The 14376-nt window shown below is 71.5% G+C and carries 13 protein-coding genes and 1 pseudogene; 3 read left to right on the forward strand and 11 right to left on the reverse strand.

The window, feature by feature from the left end:
• Nucleotides 1–566: 566 nt before the first annotated feature.
• From ACZ6ZQ_RS36855 to ACZ6ZQ_RS36875, 5 genes are all read right to left on the reverse strand, one after another.
• Nucleotides 567–1592, reverse strand: coding sequence for a hypothetical protein (locus tag ACZ6ZQ_RS36855; RefSeq protein ID WP_469772898.1), 1026 nt, complete (start codon nucleotides 1590–1592; stop codon nucleotides 567–569).
• Complete coding sequence (locus tag ACZ6ZQ_RS36860; protein WP_469772933.1) at nucleotides 1592–2272, reverse strand: RNA polymerase sigma factor; 681 nt, start codon at nucleotides 2270–2272, stop codon at nucleotides 1592–1594. Before ACZ6ZQ_RS36860 ends, ACZ6ZQ_RS36855 begins: the two co-directional genes overlap by 1 nt.
• Before the next feature lie 346 nt (nucleotides 2273–2618).
• Nucleotides 2619–3425 (reverse strand): hypothetical protein, encoded by an 807-nt coding sequence (locus ACZ6ZQ_RS36865; RefSeq protein ID WP_469772899.1) that lies wholly within the window; start codon nucleotides 3423–3425, stop codon nucleotides 2619–2621.
• Nucleotides 3422–4027 carry an RNA polymerase sigma factor gene (locus ACZ6ZQ_RS36870; RefSeq protein WP_469772900.1) on the reverse strand — a complete coding sequence of 202 codons (606 nt, stop codon included), beginning with the start codon at nucleotides 4025–4027 and terminating at the stop codon, nucleotides 3422–3424. Before ACZ6ZQ_RS36870 ends, ACZ6ZQ_RS36865 begins: the two co-directional genes overlap by 4 nt.
• An 81-nt stretch (nucleotides 4028–4108) precedes the next feature.
• The gene (locus ACZ6ZQ_RS36875; protein ID WP_469772901.1) at nucleotides 4109–4540 is read right to left on the reverse strand and encodes a hypothetical protein; all 432 of its coding nucleotides are present in this window, start codon (nucleotides 4538–4540) and stop codon (nucleotides 4109–4111) included.
• Between the two features lie 230 nt (nucleotides 4541–4770).
• Between ACZ6ZQ_RS36875 and ACZ6ZQ_RS36880 the strand changes: the two genes are divergently transcribed.
• Nucleotides 4771–5277, forward strand: coding sequence for a DUF1877 family protein (locus ACZ6ZQ_RS36880; RefSeq protein WP_469772902.1), 507 nt, complete (start codon nucleotides 4771–4773; stop codon nucleotides 5275–5277).
• Between the two features lie 23 nt (nucleotides 5278–5300).
• Here the strand turns inward: ACZ6ZQ_RS36880 and ACZ6ZQ_RS36885 are convergent, their stop codons facing one another.
• Both ACZ6ZQ_RS36885 and ACZ6ZQ_RS36890 read right to left on the reverse strand, forming a co-directional pair.
• Nucleotides 5301–6092 (reverse strand): hypothetical protein, encoded by a 792-nt coding sequence (locus ACZ6ZQ_RS36885; protein WP_469772903.1) that lies wholly within the window; start codon nucleotides 6090–6092, stop codon nucleotides 5301–5303.
• A 170-nt stretch (nucleotides 6093–6262) separates the two neighbouring features.
• Nucleotides 6263–8335: a galactose-binding domain-containing protein gene (locus ACZ6ZQ_RS36890; RefSeq protein ID WP_469772904.1), complete on the reverse strand. Its 2073-nt coding sequence runs from the start codon at nucleotides 8333–8335 to the stop codon at nucleotides 6263–6265.
• Between the two features lie 301 nt (nucleotides 8336–8636).
• Between ACZ6ZQ_RS36890 and ACZ6ZQ_RS36895 the strand changes: the two genes are divergently transcribed.
• Nucleotides 8637–9362: an SMI1/KNR4 family protein gene (locus ACZ6ZQ_RS36895; RefSeq protein WP_469772905.1), complete on the forward strand. Its 726-nt coding sequence runs from the start codon at nucleotides 8637–8639 to the stop codon at nucleotides 9360–9362.
• A 173-nt stretch (nucleotides 9363–9535) separates the two neighbouring features.
• On the opposite strand, the gene ACZ6ZQ_RS36900 is transcribed toward ACZ6ZQ_RS36895, so the two are convergent.
• On the reverse strand, nucleotides 9536–10186 hold the full coding sequence (locus tag ACZ6ZQ_RS36900; RefSeq protein ID WP_469772906.1) for a hypothetical protein: 651 nt from the start codon (nucleotides 10184–10186) through the stop codon (nucleotides 9536–9538).
• Entirely contained in the window at nucleotides 10176–11456 is a 1281-nt protein-coding gene (locus ACZ6ZQ_RS36905; protein WP_469772907.1) for a hypothetical protein, read from the reverse strand. Before ACZ6ZQ_RS36905 ends, ACZ6ZQ_RS36900 begins: the two co-directional genes overlap by 11 nt.
• A 326-nt stretch (nucleotides 11457–11782) precedes the next feature.
• Here ACZ6ZQ_RS36905 and ACZ6ZQ_RS36910 point away from each other — a divergent pair, with 326 nt between their 5' ends.
• On the forward strand, nucleotides 11783–13387 hold the full coding sequence (locus ACZ6ZQ_RS36910; protein ID WP_469772908.1) for an N-acetylmuramoyl-L-alanine amidase: 1605 nt from the start codon (nucleotides 11783–11785) through the stop codon (nucleotides 13385–13387).
• Nucleotides 13388–13402: 15 nt separating this feature from the next.
• Here the strand turns inward: ACZ6ZQ_RS36910 and ACZ6ZQ_RS36915 are convergent, their stop codons facing one another.
• Together ACZ6ZQ_RS36915 and ACZ6ZQ_RS36920 are read right to left on the reverse strand one after the other, a co-directional pair.
• Nucleotides 13403–13912: a hypothetical protein gene (locus ACZ6ZQ_RS36915; RefSeq protein ID WP_469772909.1), complete on the reverse strand. Its 510-nt coding sequence runs from the start codon at nucleotides 13910–13912 to the stop codon at nucleotides 13403–13405.
• Between the two features lie 305 nt (nucleotides 13913–14217).
• Nucleotides 14218–14364: pseudogene (locus ACZ6ZQ_RS36920) on the reverse strand (DUF4328 domain-containing protein); the annotation flags it as partial.
• Between the last annotated feature and the right edge of the window lie 12 nt (nucleotides 14365–14376).

Consider the following 14376-nt stretch of genomic DNA (forward strand, 5'->3'; position numbering starts at 1 on the left):
TCCTTGTAGCGGAGCTACCAGGGCTTTTGGCCAACGCAGCGAGGGTGCGTGCCGGGCGGCGCGACAGGGCAAAGCTTGCCGGGAGGGGCACTAGGTCCTGTCCGGGCGATCTTGTCGGGCCCGCGGCGCCAGCTACGGCACCTCGCTGCGTTGTCGGAGTCGCCCAGGTATGCCCAGTACGAGGGCGATCTCCCCCAGCTACCGCTGGGAGGTGCCCCCACCGCCTTGCGATGCGTCCCCTCGACCCTCCGGGCCAGGAGAGACCCCATGCATCTGACGCCGCGGCCAGTTCCTCGAAGATCGCCCGGACAGGACCTGGACGAGTGAGTCCTGCCTCCCGCCGTCCGCCCGGAGGGCGGGCTTCGCGGCGTCCGGTGCGTGCAGATGCAAGGCGGTGGGGGTACCCCCGGCCGGAGGTTGGGGGAGGTCGTCCTCGTACCGGGCGTACTTGGACGATCCCGACAACGCAGCGTGGGGGCACCTCCCGTGCCCGAAGGCCTACGGGGGAGTGCCGGGCGGCGCGGGCTCCGCCCTCCGGGCGGACGGCGCTACTTTCGCAACATGCCCTAGACGGCACGATCGACCGGCGTCGGCACGACCAGGACGTTCGGCATCGGAGCCCTGGGGACGCTCGGCATCGGAAGGCCGGGAACGCCCGGAGCCGGGACTCCGGGGATGCTCGGCGCCGGAGCGCCCGCGCCGCCGGAGCCGTCACCGTTGGAGGGTCCGTCGTCGGCGTCGTCGCCCCCGCCGCTGCCGTCGTCACCCCCGCCGCTGCTGCCGTCGCCCCGGTCGTCGCCGCCGCTGTCGCCCTTGCCGTCGGTCGACAGCACGCGGTCGCAGAACCGCTTGATCCGGTCCGGGCCCATGGCCGCGGCCTCAAGACCGCGCTTGCGCTCCTCGTCCAGGGTGCCGTTGCGGTAGTCACGGCAGGCGGCGGCCGTCTTGCGGTACCACTCCGTACTGCCGGTGCCCTTGTCCAGCCCGCCGCTGCCCGGCGCCGCCGACTCGGAGTGCTCGCCGCCGGCGCTCGCCCGGTCCCGGGGGCCACCCGTGGGAGAGGCGGCACCTGAGGACGGCGGAGCCGCCGGATCGCCCGCACCGTCCGTCGGCGTCGGAAGCTGCGCCGTACCGGGTCCACCGGTCGGCGGCTCGGAGACGAGCGGGCCGGGAGTGACCGCGGCCGAGACGGAGGAGGCGGGCGCCGGAGCACGGTCGCCGCCGAACGGCACCGGAAGCACACCGGTCCCGGCGGCGACGGCGACACCACCCACCGCGAAACCGGCCAGCGAGGCAGCCAGCCCCCAGCGCATGGACCGGCCCCAGCGGACCGGCGGGGGCGAAGGAGTGAGCCGTACCTCCGGCAGCAGCTCCGCCGCGCCGCCGTCACGGGCCTTGCGGAACGCCGCGAGCGCGGCGTCCTCGCCGCGCATCGGCTCGGTCCCGGCGCCCCGGACACGGACCGCGTCCAGTATCTCCGCGAGTTCGCGGGCCTGGCTACGCGCGTCAACGCCGACGGGCTCGACAGGTTCGCCGCGAAGCAGTCGCTCCGCAGCCGCCTTGTCGAGCCATTCGTACCGCTCGTCGGCCATCACATGTCCTTCTGCGTCCGCAGACGCGAATGCGTCACACCGGCGGAGCGCGCCGCTCCGGGGCGCGGGTTGCGCTGCAGCGGTACGGCGCCGAGTTCCGTGCCGCGCCCGAGGCCCTCCGTACCGCTGTGCTCCGCGCCCAGCAGCTCGGCGAGCCGCTTCAGCCCGCGGTGTGCCGCCGTGCGTACGGCGCCGGGGCGCTTGCCCAGCGTCCTGGCCGCGCTCTTCGCGTCAAGACCCACGACCACACGCAGGACGACGGCCTCCGCCTGGTCCTGCGGCAGTTGGGCGATCAGTTCCATCGTCCGGCCGGTCGCGAGGGCTTCCATGGCCTCGCCCGCGGTGTCGGACTCGGCGGGCTTTCCGGCCAGTTCGGTTTCGTCGCCGCCGACCGCGGGCCGCCGGCCCCGCATCCGTATGTGGTCCAGGGCACGGTTGCGGGCGATCCGCGCGGCCCAGCCACGGAACCGGTCCGCGTCACCGCTGAACCGGTCCAGGTCCCGGGCTATCTGCAGCCACGCCTCGGACGCGACGTCCTCGGCATCCGGCTCGCCGACCAGCGTCCGTACGTACCCGAGCAGCCGCGGATGCACAGCGCGGTACACAGTCCGGAAGGCGTCTTCGTCCCCGTCCTGCGCCGCGCTCACCGCGGCGGTCAACTCCGCGTCGTCCCCCAGCACTCCCACTACCCGTTCGTCGATCGCGGCTGGTCACTACCGCCGCACAGCCCAGCGCGCAGCGCAACGCTACGTCCTCGGCAGGCGCCACGTCCATGTCTTGTACAACCTGCAACATTCTGCAGTGACCGCGCGGTGTGACAGAAAACGCACCCACGGCGCTGAGAGAAGTACGGGTCCGCTCCGCGGTCCCGGCGGACGGCGACCGGGGCCTCTCCTGTGGGGGGTGGCGGCCCCGGTCGTCCTTCCCTCTTCTCTTCCGGCCATTCACGTCTACCCATCCGCGTCCTTCCGTGCCTTCTGCCGGGGGCGCCGAGTCGTCGGTACACCGAGCCGTCGGTACACCGGGTCAGCGGGCGTCCGTGGGGGCCTGCTGCTGCGCAGAGGTGCCGTCCTGCCCGGTCGGCGCCCCGGTGGCCTGCTTCCCCGGCTCCTTCGTGGACGTACGACCCGATTCCCCGGTCGGCCGCCCGGCTCCGGACGTGCCCTCCGGCTCGTCCTCCGGAGCCTGGCTCCGCGACGGATCCGGGCCTTTCCGCCGCTCCTCGGCCGCGTAGACGCGCTCGCAATGAGCCCGTACGCGCTCCCGGCCGCCGGCCTTCGCCTCCAGCCGTTTCATGGCCTCCCCACGGGGCGGCACCCCCTTCCGCTCCAGCGCGGCGAGATACGCGCGGCACAGCGCGGCGTCGGCCGATGACGTATCGGGACGCGTGGGCCCCGCGGTGCCCGCCGACGGCCCCGTGGGCCCCGTGGGCTCCGGTCCTCGCTCGTCGCGCCAGGTTTCGCTGAGGTCCGGGCCCGGCGTCACGGAGGAGCCCCGCACGCTGCCGCGCTCTTCGTCGCCCCCGAACGGCATGGGCATCACGCCCGTCCCCGCCGCCACCGCCACGCCGCCGAGCGCACCCGCGACGAGACCCGCGAGCAACGCCTTCACGAGCACGGACGCACGGCGCCGCTCACGGGCGGGCCGCCAGTCGTCCCGCGCACGCCGCCAGCGCACCGGTGCAGCGTGCACTCCCTCGTCCCGCGCCGCGCGAAAGGCCGCGAGCGCCCGCTCCTGAGCGGCCGGATCGGGCGTACCGCCGCGGCGCGCCGCTTCGAGGAGCGCTTCGAGCTCCGGGGTGTGCGGGCGGGGATCTTCCCGTTCCGGATTCATGCCTCTCCCTTCGGCTCGCGTCGCCGCCCGCCGGGCGTCTCGCGGCCCGGGGCCCCGGCCTGCGCCAGGCTCCCCGCCAGTCTCTTCAGCCCCCGGTGCACCGCGGACCGGACGGCCCCGGGACGCTTGCCCAGCGCCCGCCCCACCGCCGGACCGTCCAGCCCGACCACCACCCTCAGCAGCACCGCCTCGGCCTGGTCACGCGGCAGGCTCCCGATCAGCTCCAGCGCCCTCTCCGTGGCCAGGGACTCCAGCGCCGCGGCTGCGGTGTCATCGGAGTCCGGGAGCTCCAGCAGATCCTGCTCCAGGAGCGAGGTGCGCGGGCGCCGCTGCTGTTTGCGCAGATGGTCCAGGGCCCGGTGCCGGGCTATCGTCGCCGTCCAGCCGCGGAACCCCGCCCCGTCCCCGCGGAAGCGGCCCAGATCGCGGGCGATCTCCAGCCACGCCTCGGACGCCACGTCCTCGGCGTCCTCCCCGACCAGTCCCCGCAGGAAGCCGAGGAGCCTGGGCTGGACCATCCGGTACGCCTGCGCGAACGCATCCTCGTCACCCTGCTGGGCCCGCTCGACGACAGCGCCGAGTTCCCGGTCGTAGGCGCGCACACTTCCCTCTTCGTAGCGACAACGGCGCCGGACACCGTGTCGGCGGCTCACAGCCGCCCGCAAAGTCATGTCACGGAGAACTCAGCACGGCACCTTCCGGCCGGCCCGGCCGTGCAACAGCAGATAGAACTGCTGTACGGACTCCTCCGAGCCCGCCTCGAACCGGTTCACCACCTTACCCAGCGGATTCCAGGCCCGGCCGTCCGGCATCCGGATCCCGACCGGCTGACCGAAGAACTCCCGCTGCACGGCGTCGAAGTCCACCCACTGCCCGCCTGCCCGGCGCACGATCACCTCACCGGAATACGCCCCGAGTCCGCTCAGAACCGCCTCGACCTGCGCCTGCTCCGGCCGGTTGCGGCGGAGCCCGTCGACCACGAAGTCGACGATGCGCAGACTGGCGACGGAGTAGTCGAGCGGCAGCCGGTTCCGCTCGGTCAACTGCGTGACGAAACGGGCGACGTAGGCGCGCATGTCCCGCGCGCCGGGCAGTGTGCCGAAGTCCCTGTCCATGCCTGACCAAGCGGCGTCGGTGTCGGGACCATCACGGTGATCCGGAGTGTGGGTTCTCACAGCACAAATTTCCGCCGACCGTACAACCCTTGGCCGCCTTCAAGCGTCTCCGGCCTCGGTGTGCATCTGGTTGCAGGACTTCACCCGTGGTTGCAGGACTTCACTCGCGACGGACATTACGGATACAGGCCGAGCCCGATTGTCAGCACCCGGGAGTAGGTTCCCGGCCCATGAGCTTCCACATGCATCTCCGCGCCGTGAGTGAATCCGAGGTCCACGGACGCGACTTCGCCTGGCTGCTGGAATTCATGGGGGCGGCCTGGGACTGGGACGTGCGTCAGGCCGAGCACGCGGCGGGCATCGCGGCATCCATCGAGAAGGATTTCGGTACGGTCCACGAACTGTGCGAGGCGGGCGCCGCCCTCCCCGAGGGCGGCGACGGGGCATGGGAGCTCCCGGTATTCGGCGGCCGCGTCGTGCAGGACCCCTCCGGCAACCAGCCGCCGTTCGCCGTGCTCACCGCGGCCGAGACACGGACGGCGGCGGCATTCCTGACGGAGGTGCCGTACGAGACGCTGTGGGGGACCGTCAGCGCGAAGATCCACGACTCGTTCGGCCCCGGCTGGGGCGAAGGGGAGGTCAGGGACATCTTCGCCGGGCGCCACAGGACCTTGCGCACCTTCTACGGCCGCACGGCCCGGGCGGGGCAGGCGGTCGCGAAGGCATTCTGGTACTGAGGCAGTTGAGGCATAAGCACCTATCAGTGCAAATCAACCCGGAACGGATGGTCGTGACCAGCCGGGCAGACGAAGATCCGCAGGTCGCCATGTCTGCCCACCACCACTGCCGACTCGGCGTCACTGGCCGCGGTGAACAGCAGGGTCAGCTCCGACTCGCATGTGGTGCAGCAGAACTCCCTGGGGTGATTCAGATGCCAGGTCGGCCAGCCGCCGAGCTTCCACCCCGCGACACGGGTGATCACATCACCGCCGTCACCGGTCCTGCGGACGAGCTCTTCCAGCGGCGGGCGCAGGACCGGGGGCAGCACCTCGCGGAACGGGAAGTCGACCAGAGGCTCGACGGTGAGCGTGCACGGCTCGGGCAGATAACCCTCGCCATGCCGCGAGGGCTCCGGCGGAACTCGTGGTGAGGTGCCGTCCACTTCGGCGGCCCGCCGCCATCGCACCTCGACGACGGGGCTGCCGTCGCCCTGGGGAGGCGGGACGTCCCAGTGCTCATTGGGACACCACAGGATCTGCAGGAGATCGACGCCGTCGGGCCACCAGGGACCCGGCACGTCCCGCCGGAAGATCTGGACGACGGGCACCATCGCCGTGGCGGGCAGCCCCGTGGGGTCCTCCTCGTCGGGTACCGAACAGGTGGGCCACGGCTCCTGGTCCGGCCACAGCAGCGGCCCGCCGATCGAACTGTCCCCCGGCCCCGGCTTCCCCCGCTTCGGGTGCAGCCGCACCGCCTCGCGCGCGAAGGGTGCGAGGCCGGGCAGGGCGTCGAGTATCTCTTCGGCCGAGGGTCTCGGGGAGTACGTCATCATGCCTTCTCGTCGTCACCGGCCACGGGGATCGCAACGGCGGGCCATGCTCTCAGAGCCACGAGGGCCCCTCGTACCGCCCTTCGGTCGCCGTGAACCCGATCGGCCGGGGTGTCCCGGATCAGAAGAGATGATCCGGCACACCCCGGCCGTCGGTACCGCGCTGCGTGATGTCAGCTGCTGTAGACGCCGACTTCCTGGAGGGAGTAGCCCCACTTGGTGCCGCGCTCCAGCCCGTGGACGCGTACGTAGCGGGCCGAAGTCGCCGCGAACTGCGCCGTGTCCAGGCCGCCGTCACCGCTGGTCGTGGACCAGACGGTCCGCCAGTCCGTGCCGTCGGTGGAGACCTCGATGCGATACGACTTCCCGTAGGCGCGCTCCCAGTCGAGGACGGTCCGCTTGACCGTCCTGGGCGCGCCGAGGTCGATCTGGAGCGACTGGTCGTCGCTCCAGTCGCTGGCCCAGCGGGTGTCGGTCCTGCCGTCCACCGCCCTGCCGGGTGCATAGCTCGTGAACGGGTTCCACTCCGAGGAGCTGGCCGAGGCGGAGGCGCCCGCGGCGAGGTTCACCCCGGCCTTGTGGTTCTCGGACGCCTTCATGGTGGTGAGGTAGGACTCGGCGCCCCGGAAGAGGTCGTCCACGACGTCCTTGCCGCCGGCGACGCGTATGTCCTCCAGCCAGTCCGGTACGAGGCCGTAGTGCGCGGCTCCGTCGGTGTTGATGTCCCAGGTGCGCTGTCCGGTGGTCTGCCGGTCGATGACGGCGCTGCCGTCGGCGCTGCGGAAGGGGTAGCGCACCGGGTTCGGGGTGTCCGCGCCGCGGGGGCCCGGCCAGCCGCCGACGCCGTTCATGTCGGTGCCGTAGCCGTACCCGACGCCGTACTTGTCGCGCAGCGCCTCCGTGCGCTTCGCCTCCCCGATGAACCCTTCGGAGCCGTGCATGTACTGGGCGATGAAGCCGCCGAGAGCGTAGACCCGCTCGGTCCAGTTGAGGTCCATCCAGCTGTGCGAGGAGATCACACCGGGGTACGACTCCGACTCGAGGATGTCGAGGGCGCGGCCCGCGGCCTTGACGCCCATGTGGTCGAGCTCCAGCATCATCCCGCGTTTCATCATGCCGCGTACGGCGTACTCGCCGAGCCCGGTGAGACCGCGGGTGTTGCACTGCGCGTCCGCGGCGTACGACGGGACCGTCACGCCCGCCGGAAGTTTCTTCTCCGCCTCGGGCGCCGATGCCTGGCCGATGGGGTTGTCGTGCTGCGGGCCCGTGCACTTCTCCGTCTTCCAGAAGGTGCCGGTCGACAGGAACTGGCCGACGTTGATCGCCGTGCCGAGGGTGCCCGAGTCGAAACGGACGCCGCACAGGGCGTTGTCGAACTTGTGACACAGGAACATGCTGCGTACGCCGAGGCCGTACAGCTCGTCCAGACCGCGGTCGATGTCGTCCTTGCCGCACTGCGCGATGTCCAGGATCTGCTTGCAGCCGAACGGCTCGGAGGTCTCGACGCCCAGGACGACGGCCAGCTTGCCCTGCTTGATGACCTCGCGGGCCTGCGCGCTGTCGAGGACGATCCGGAAGAAGCCCTTGCCCGGGCCGCCGTACATCTTGTCGATGTAGTCCTGCATCTCGTACGTCTTCCGCGCCTGCAGGCGGATGGAGGTCGTCTCGTCGCAGCTGCGGTCCTTGAAGAAGTAGACCGAGCAGATCACGCCGTTGGTGACGAGGTCGTTGACGAGCACCCGCTGACCGCCGCGCCAGGCCCGCTCGACCCAGGCGTAGTAGTTCTGCTGGTGTGTCAGCGAGTCATGGGCCGGCCAGTCCTTGAACGTCGGCCATCCGTTGGGGTCGTGCTTGCCGTCGCCGCCCTTGGTGATGAAGTCGAAGATCGCGAGCGAACCGTCGGGGTAGTGCTCGGGACAGTCCTTGAGCGCGTCGGCGATGCCCTGCTCGGAGAACGTCTTGCCGCAGATGAGCCGGCCGCCGAAGGCCTCGTTGGACATCAGGTGGTCGTGTGCGTCGACGAAGCCCCGGACCCGCCCCTGGGAGTCGGTTCCCTTGAACGGCTCACCCGTGACATTGATCTGGGAGTCGGGCGACGGGCGCGCGGCGGGGTTCCACCAGTCGGCGCCGGCCTCGGCCGAGGAGCTGGGGCCCGTGCCGAGGACCAGGGCGACCGCGGTGAGGAACAGCATCAGAGCGGCGAGAGGCCGCTTACGTGTGCGGTGCGAGCGTCGATTCGTGGTCATCACTCGTGCCTTCGGTGTCGTCGCTCAGAACATCCGTGAGCGGGCGGGGGGTTGGAAGAGCCAAGGCGTATCGGATCGGGTCACGGCCATCGGTGGATTGTCATGACTGCGTAAGCAGTGCGACGAGAAAAGCGGCTGTGAGAAAAAGAGTCAATAGTCCGGGAGGGGGACCTGACGGACCGGCCGGATCCCGTGGACCCGGTGGCCGGAAAGCTCTCGCACTCCCGGGCTCCCGGACGCCCCGGTTCCGTCACCGCGCGGCCCTGCCGGGGCTGTCAGTGCCCGCCGGTACGGTCACCTCATGACACACGAGTTCGACCTGGCCAGGTCGCTGGCAGCGGGCGTCGAAAGCCGGCCAGGTGCCTGGCAGTTCATCCGCGACTTCACCGCGCACTGGACGGACGGCCCGCTCGACGACGCCGACGGATGCCCCGGGAAGGACCTCGCCGCCGCCGAGGAGCGGCTGGGGCTGCGACTCCCGGCCGCGCTGCGCGAGGCGTACGCCCTCCTCGGCAACCGACGAGACCTGACCAGCAACCACGACACACTGCGCGCCCCGGCCGAGCTGTACGTCGACGAGAGCGGCGAGGCGCTCGTCTTCCGCGACGAGAACCAGGGCGCCGCCCGCTGGGGCATCCTGCTCACCGACCTCGACCGGGACGACCCCGCCGTCGTCGTGCGCCTTGACCTGGCGGACAAGAGCGCCGAGACGTGGGAGCCCTGGCTGGACGGTGTCTCGCTCACCTTCGTCGAGATCGTCCTCTCGGAGTCGCTGCACGAGCCCTACGAGCTCGTCGACTTCCTTGACGGTCTGGATGAGGCGGACCTGGAGGAGCTGGAACAACACGCCGTCCGGCTGCCGTTGCCCGACTACCCGCCGGGCGAATACGGGGCCACGCGCTGGTTCCTGCGCGACGACGTGCTGCTGCGCGACGACGCCGGAGCGTGGCTGATGGTCAGGGGACGTACGGAACAGGCACTGGATCGCGTCCGCGACCGGATCGACGGCGACTGGCTCAACGGCTGACCAACCGCCTGGGGCCCACCGCCGACGCGCCGAACGGCGGTGCGACCATGACCGATGTTCGCCACACCGCCCGGTCGTTCCTCGGCGCGGTCACCCTGAACGGACGACAGCGGCCGGGACCCGTCAGAGGGTCCCGGCCGCTGCCATGCGCGAGTCCGGTCACACGGATCGTGTCAGTCGGGAACCGCCCCGTACCACCGCCACGACTCCAGCCGCCCCCAGCCGTCCAGTGTGCCGCGGCCCGTCGCCCACAGGAGGGTGGCCCAGCGGTCGGTATCCGCGGGCGCATCAGGGAAGAGACGGGCGAGGACTCGGTCGCAGAGGCCGGCCGGCGGGGTCCACGAGACGCCGAGCCCCTCGGCGATGTCGTGGGTGTGGACGAGGGTCTCCACCACGCCCATGGCGGCGAAGCCCTCCGGGTCCGACACCCCGAAGCCGTGGTACGAGCGCACGTCGGCCGGCGCCGTCCGGACCATCGCGGTGAGCATCGCCCCGCATGCCTCCAGTACCGTCAGCAGCCCGGCAGGCCCGGCAGCCCGGTCCGCGAAGGTCACGTTCGCGGGCCCGCCCTCCCGCCGCGCGAACCAGTGGAAGGGGATCTCCTTGTCCAGCGGGGGCGCGTCCGGGCCGATCTGGGCGGCGTACGCGAAGAGGTCGTCGGCAAGGTGCTCGACGGTCTCCCAGCAGGTCCAGTCCAAGGTCCCGGCCTTGGCGTCCCAGTCGGCGCCCAGGCGGCTCCGCAGGGTCGTGAGCGCGAGCCGCACAGCATGCTGGACGTCGTCGGCTGTGACGGGGCTTCTCGCTGATCCGTGATCATCGGCCATGGCGGGACCGTACCAGCGGCATGTGACAGGCCGGCGACTCCCCCGACTCCACTGATTCAACGGACTTCCCCTGTCGCGCGATGGCGTCGGTGGCGGCACACACGGCTAGGCCGGTGAGCAGAAACGCCGTTGCTGCGCTCAGGAGCGCGACCTCGTAGTAGGTGCCGCTCGCCCATGAACCGGCCACGTACGCCGCGGCCGTCCCGGCGACCACGGCGGCGCCGAGCTGAGCGCCCAGGAGCGACCGGGACCCGGAACCGCCCTGCCGGAGCGCGTACGCCGCTGCCACGAGCAGGATCAGGAGTCCGGCGGCCACTGCCAGCGCAGGCGTCCCGAAGGTCACCCCGTACCGCACGGCGAGTGCGGGCACGAAGAACAGGACCAGCCAGCGGCGCAGGCCCTCGCTGATCACCGCCACCGCGCCACCCGGGACCGGCCGGCCGTGGACCTTTCCGGCGGCCCTGCGCGCGAGGAACAGGACGAGCAGAGAGGCCGCGGCGTACGGCCAAGTCCGCTCCGCCTTACCGAGGTTGTAGAGGAGAGCGGTGTCGTACACCATCAGCACCAGTGCCCCCAGCGCGGCGAGCGATACGAAGAACAGCAGGAGGCCGCCCGCGCCGAGCGGCCCTCCATCCGCCTCGCCTTCGTCGTCGTCCTCGCCCTCGTCCTCGCCCTGGCGCACGGCGAGCCACCTGATGAACACCGGTGTCACCACAGCCGCCACCAGCCGGACGGCGATGTCATCGACCGTGTACGGATTGCGCAGATCCCACTCGACGAGACAGAACACGGCGGTGTACGAACCCGACGCGGCCCAGAGCAGCGACGAACCGGCCACCCTCGGGTACAGGGAGCGGTCCAGCCATCGCAGCACAACCATGAAGGCCAGGAGCACGAAGGGGAGTTCGAGGAAGGCCTGCACCCGCAGCACGGAGGGCGCGAGGAGTTCCGGCGCGGGGAAGTGCGCCACCGCCCATCCCAGCAGGCCGCTGTCGGTGGAGGCCAGGGCGAACCAGCCCTCGGGCAGATACCTGGCGATGAAGGACGCGTCGCCGCCGTGCACGCGCGCGACGTAGACGGTGAACAACACCTGGTTCAGACAGACCAGTGCCACCACCACGCCCAGCGGGCCCCCGGGACCGATTCTGCGCCCGCCGGCCGCAGGCCTCGCAGGCATGGCCGGCATGGCCGGCACCCGGCGTTCCACCGCCAGGGCGACGAGAACCGAAAGCACGACGACCACATCGACCGCGTCGCCCCATCGGCTCACCCGCACACCCCCGTCCTCTTCCCTGACCGCTGTCCCCTCGGACGACCGACACTGATCCAGCGAAGCTGGGCGCACGAACGTCACACGAGAAACGGTGTGTTCCTTCTCTCGTAAGAGAACCATCGATTCTCGCCTCGTGAGTGTTTGTCCCGGCGGATGCAAGCGGGTTGGGACACTGAAGGGCGGGCGGGGAACGGTCCGTGCCGCGGCTGTTCGGTCCCGTATTCCGATGGCCCGTCAATCACCTGCTCATTTCGGGCGATCATCGGCAGGGCTGCGGCCCGTCCCGGCGCCTTGCGGGTGCTCGGTCCATATGCTCGCGCCTCATGAGAAACCGCCCCACGAGGCGCTCCCGCACCGCCCTGGTCGTCGCCGCGGCCATGTCCATCGGGTTCTGTCTCACCGGACCGGCGGGCTACGAACCCACAGGCTCCGAACCCACAGGCGGCTCCGAACCCACAGCCTCCGAGTCCGTTGCGACGGGCGGCGACGTCCGCGCCGTCCCCGTGCCCGCCGGGGACGACCCGGCGCTCAGGGCGCTCCCCGCCCGGACCACAGGACCGTTCAGCATGGTCGGCCTCACTTGGGACGACCCGTACGCGGAGCTCGGCGGCACGGCCGAGGTCCGTACCCGCGACAGCCGTACCGGCACCTGGTCGCCGTGGCGCGTGCTCGACACCGATGCGCGTACGCCCGAGTCCGGGCCCGAGCAGGGCGCGGCCGGGCTGCGCGCCGGGACCCAGCCGATGCGGGCCGGGACCCAGCCGCTGTGGACCGGAGCGTCCGACGGGGTGGAGCTGCGCGCCAGGGGCGAGGCGCTGCCACAGGGGCTGCGGCTCGAACTGGTCGACCCGCAGGGCGGACCAGTACGGCCCGCATCCCGGCGCGCCGAGCCGCCCGGCGGAGCGCCGGCCATCACCTCCCGCTCGGAGTGGGGCGCAGACGAGTCCTACGTCGGGAGGGAGCCCACGTACAACAGCAGCACGGAGGCGATCTTCGTCCATCACACCGGCGGGTCGAACGCCTACGACTGCGCCGACTCGGCCTCGATCGTGCGAAGCATCTACACGTACCACGTGGAGAGCCGAGGCTGGAGCGACATCGGCTATCACTTCCTGGTCGACGGGTGCGGCACGGTCTTCGAGGGCCGCGCGGGCGGCATCGACCAGCCCGTCCAGGGCGCGCACACGTACGGCTTCAACGTCGACACGAGCAGCATCGCGCTCATCGGCGACTACACCGAAGCGACCACCACCCCCGAGGTCCGCGAGGCGATCGCCGGGCTGGCGGCCTGGAAGCTGGGTCTGTCCGGGGTCGACGCGACCGGGACGGCCACCCTCACCGCGGCCGACGACAACGGGTGGTTCGAGGAAGGGGAGACGGGCACCTTCAGCCGGCTGTCCGGGCACCGGGACGCCTACGACACCGACTGCCCCGGCGAGAACCTGTACGCCGATCTGCCCGCCATCCGCATGCTCGCCGCCGCCACGCAGAACGGTGTCGTGCCCGAGGACGCCGAGGATGTGGACGCCGCCGTCGGTGACTTCGACGCGGACGGCGACGAGGACGCAGCCGTCACCTACCGTGCGGCGGACGGCGCCATGCCCCTTGCCGTGCTGAACGGTTCGCTGCAGGGCCTGCGCACCGGCCCACCGGCCGTGCTGATGGGCGCCGGCGGGCGCGCCCTCGCCTCGGGGGATCTGAACGGCGACGGATACACGGACCTCTCCGTGGCGACCGGGCGCGGGATCGTCACGTTCCACGGCTCGCCCACCGGCCTCACCACGACCGGCGCGCCGATCGTCCTCCCGGGCCGGGCCTTCGACTCGCTGACGGCCCGCGACGCGAACGGGGACGGATACGCGGACCTCCTCGTGGGCACCGAGGTCGTGGCGGAGGGCGGACCGCAGGGGATCACGCCCGCCAAGTAAGTCCTGGTCGGGCGGTCAGCTCCGGGCCCTCGCCCGGCGGGACAGGGCCGCCCGCAGTACGCGCCGGCCCTCCGTCGAGACGTCCAGGGCCCGGCGCAGCCCGACGCCGCCCGGGGTACCGGCGAGGAGTTCCAGGATCTGGATCTGGCGGCGCTGTTCCCCGGTGACGAGCGGGCCTTCGGTCCCGCCCGACGGGTCGAGCGTCTGGTGGAGTTCGAGCGCCAGGGCGGAGCAGGCCGTCGCCCACTCGGCGAGCGGGGCCGCGGCCCACTCGGAGGGCGCGGCGCCGATCATCTTCCGCACCGGAGCCGCCGCTTCGTCGGCGTCGGGGGTGTCGTCCAGGGCGGCTCTCGCGGTGGCCAGGCGCCCGGCCCAGCCGTCCTCGCCCGCGGCGATACCCGCCCAGAGCGGGCGCAGCACATCGGTCTCGTCGACCAGCAGGGGCAGGCAGCGGTCCAGACAGGCGAGACCGCTCGCGGCCAGACTCCGCTCATCCGCCTCAGCGATCAGTTGGACCAGGCTCATCGACGCCTCCCGACAGTGCGGACGCTGTACGTCCCTTACTGCGTCGGTTGGCTCAAAAGCGTCACCGGACCACTCCGAGTGCGCCGGACTCATCCGAAATGCCCGGCACCCGGCCCATGGTTCGCCGGATAAATCCGGCCACGTTCCCCTGGGCTGGGCCTGCTTACCTGTACGCCCCCGGGCAGGCTCAGACCTGGGCCGGCGTCAGCCCGGCGGTGGCCCGGCGGTGGCCCTGGCGTGCTGCAGCCGCGTCAGTTTCCGGACGACGGGTATCGCCGGCACCGCCGCCACCAGATCGGTCACATTGCGATCTGGCGCGGGATCCAAAGGTTGGCGATAGGGACGAACCAGGACCCGATCGCCCAGCCGGGACCGCGGCGGTGCGCGTCGGGCCGGAACACCCCGGCGTTCGGGCGCACCCGGTGGAACCAGATGCCGAGCAGACCGACGACGGCGTACGGGGG

This window comes from Streptomyces sp. NPDC053673 (assembly GCF_055585225.1).

Excerpts from the sequence above, each read along its gene's own strand:
- ACZ6ZQ_RS36855 (WP_469772898.1), bottom strand. The coding sequence starts at position 1,592 with ATGGCCGACGAGCGGTACGAATGGCTCGACAAGGCGGCTGCGGAGCGA.
- ACZ6ZQ_RS36890 (WP_469772904.1), bottom strand. The coding sequence starts at position 8,335 with ATGACCACGAATCGACGCTCGCACCGCACACGTAAGCGGCCTCTCGCC.
- ACZ6ZQ_RS36880 (WP_469772902.1), top strand. The coding sequence starts at position 4,771 with ATGAGCTTCCACATGCATCTCCGCGCCGTGAGTGAATCCGAGGTCCAC.
- ACZ6ZQ_RS36865 (WP_469772899.1), bottom strand. The coding sequence starts at position 3,425 with ATGAATCCGGAACGGGAAGATCCCCGCCCGCACACCCCGGAGCTCGAA.
- ACZ6ZQ_RS36875 (WP_469772901.1), bottom strand. The coding sequence starts at position 4,540 with ATGGACAGGGACTTCGGCACACTGCCCGGCGCGCGGGACATGCGCGCC.
- ACZ6ZQ_RS36915 (WP_469772909.1), bottom strand. The coding sequence starts at position 13,912 with ATGAGCCTGGTCCAACTGATCGCTGAGGCGGATGAGCGGAGTCTGGCC.
- ACZ6ZQ_RS36895 (WP_469772905.1), top strand. The coding sequence starts at position 8,637 with ATGACACACGAGTTCGACCTGGCCAGGTCGCTGGCAGCGGGCGTCGAA.
- ACZ6ZQ_RS36910 (WP_469772908.1), top strand. The coding sequence starts at position 11,783 with ATGAGAAACCGCCCCACGAGGCGCTCCCGCACCGCCCTGGTCGTCGCC.
- ACZ6ZQ_RS36900 (WP_469772906.1), bottom strand. The coding sequence starts at position 10,186 with ATGGCCGATGATCACGGATCAGCGAGAAGCCCCGTCACAGCCGACGAC.
- ACZ6ZQ_RS36885 (WP_469772903.1), bottom strand. The coding sequence starts at position 6,092 with ATGATGACGTACTCCCCGAGACCCTCGGCCGAAGAGATACTCGACGCC.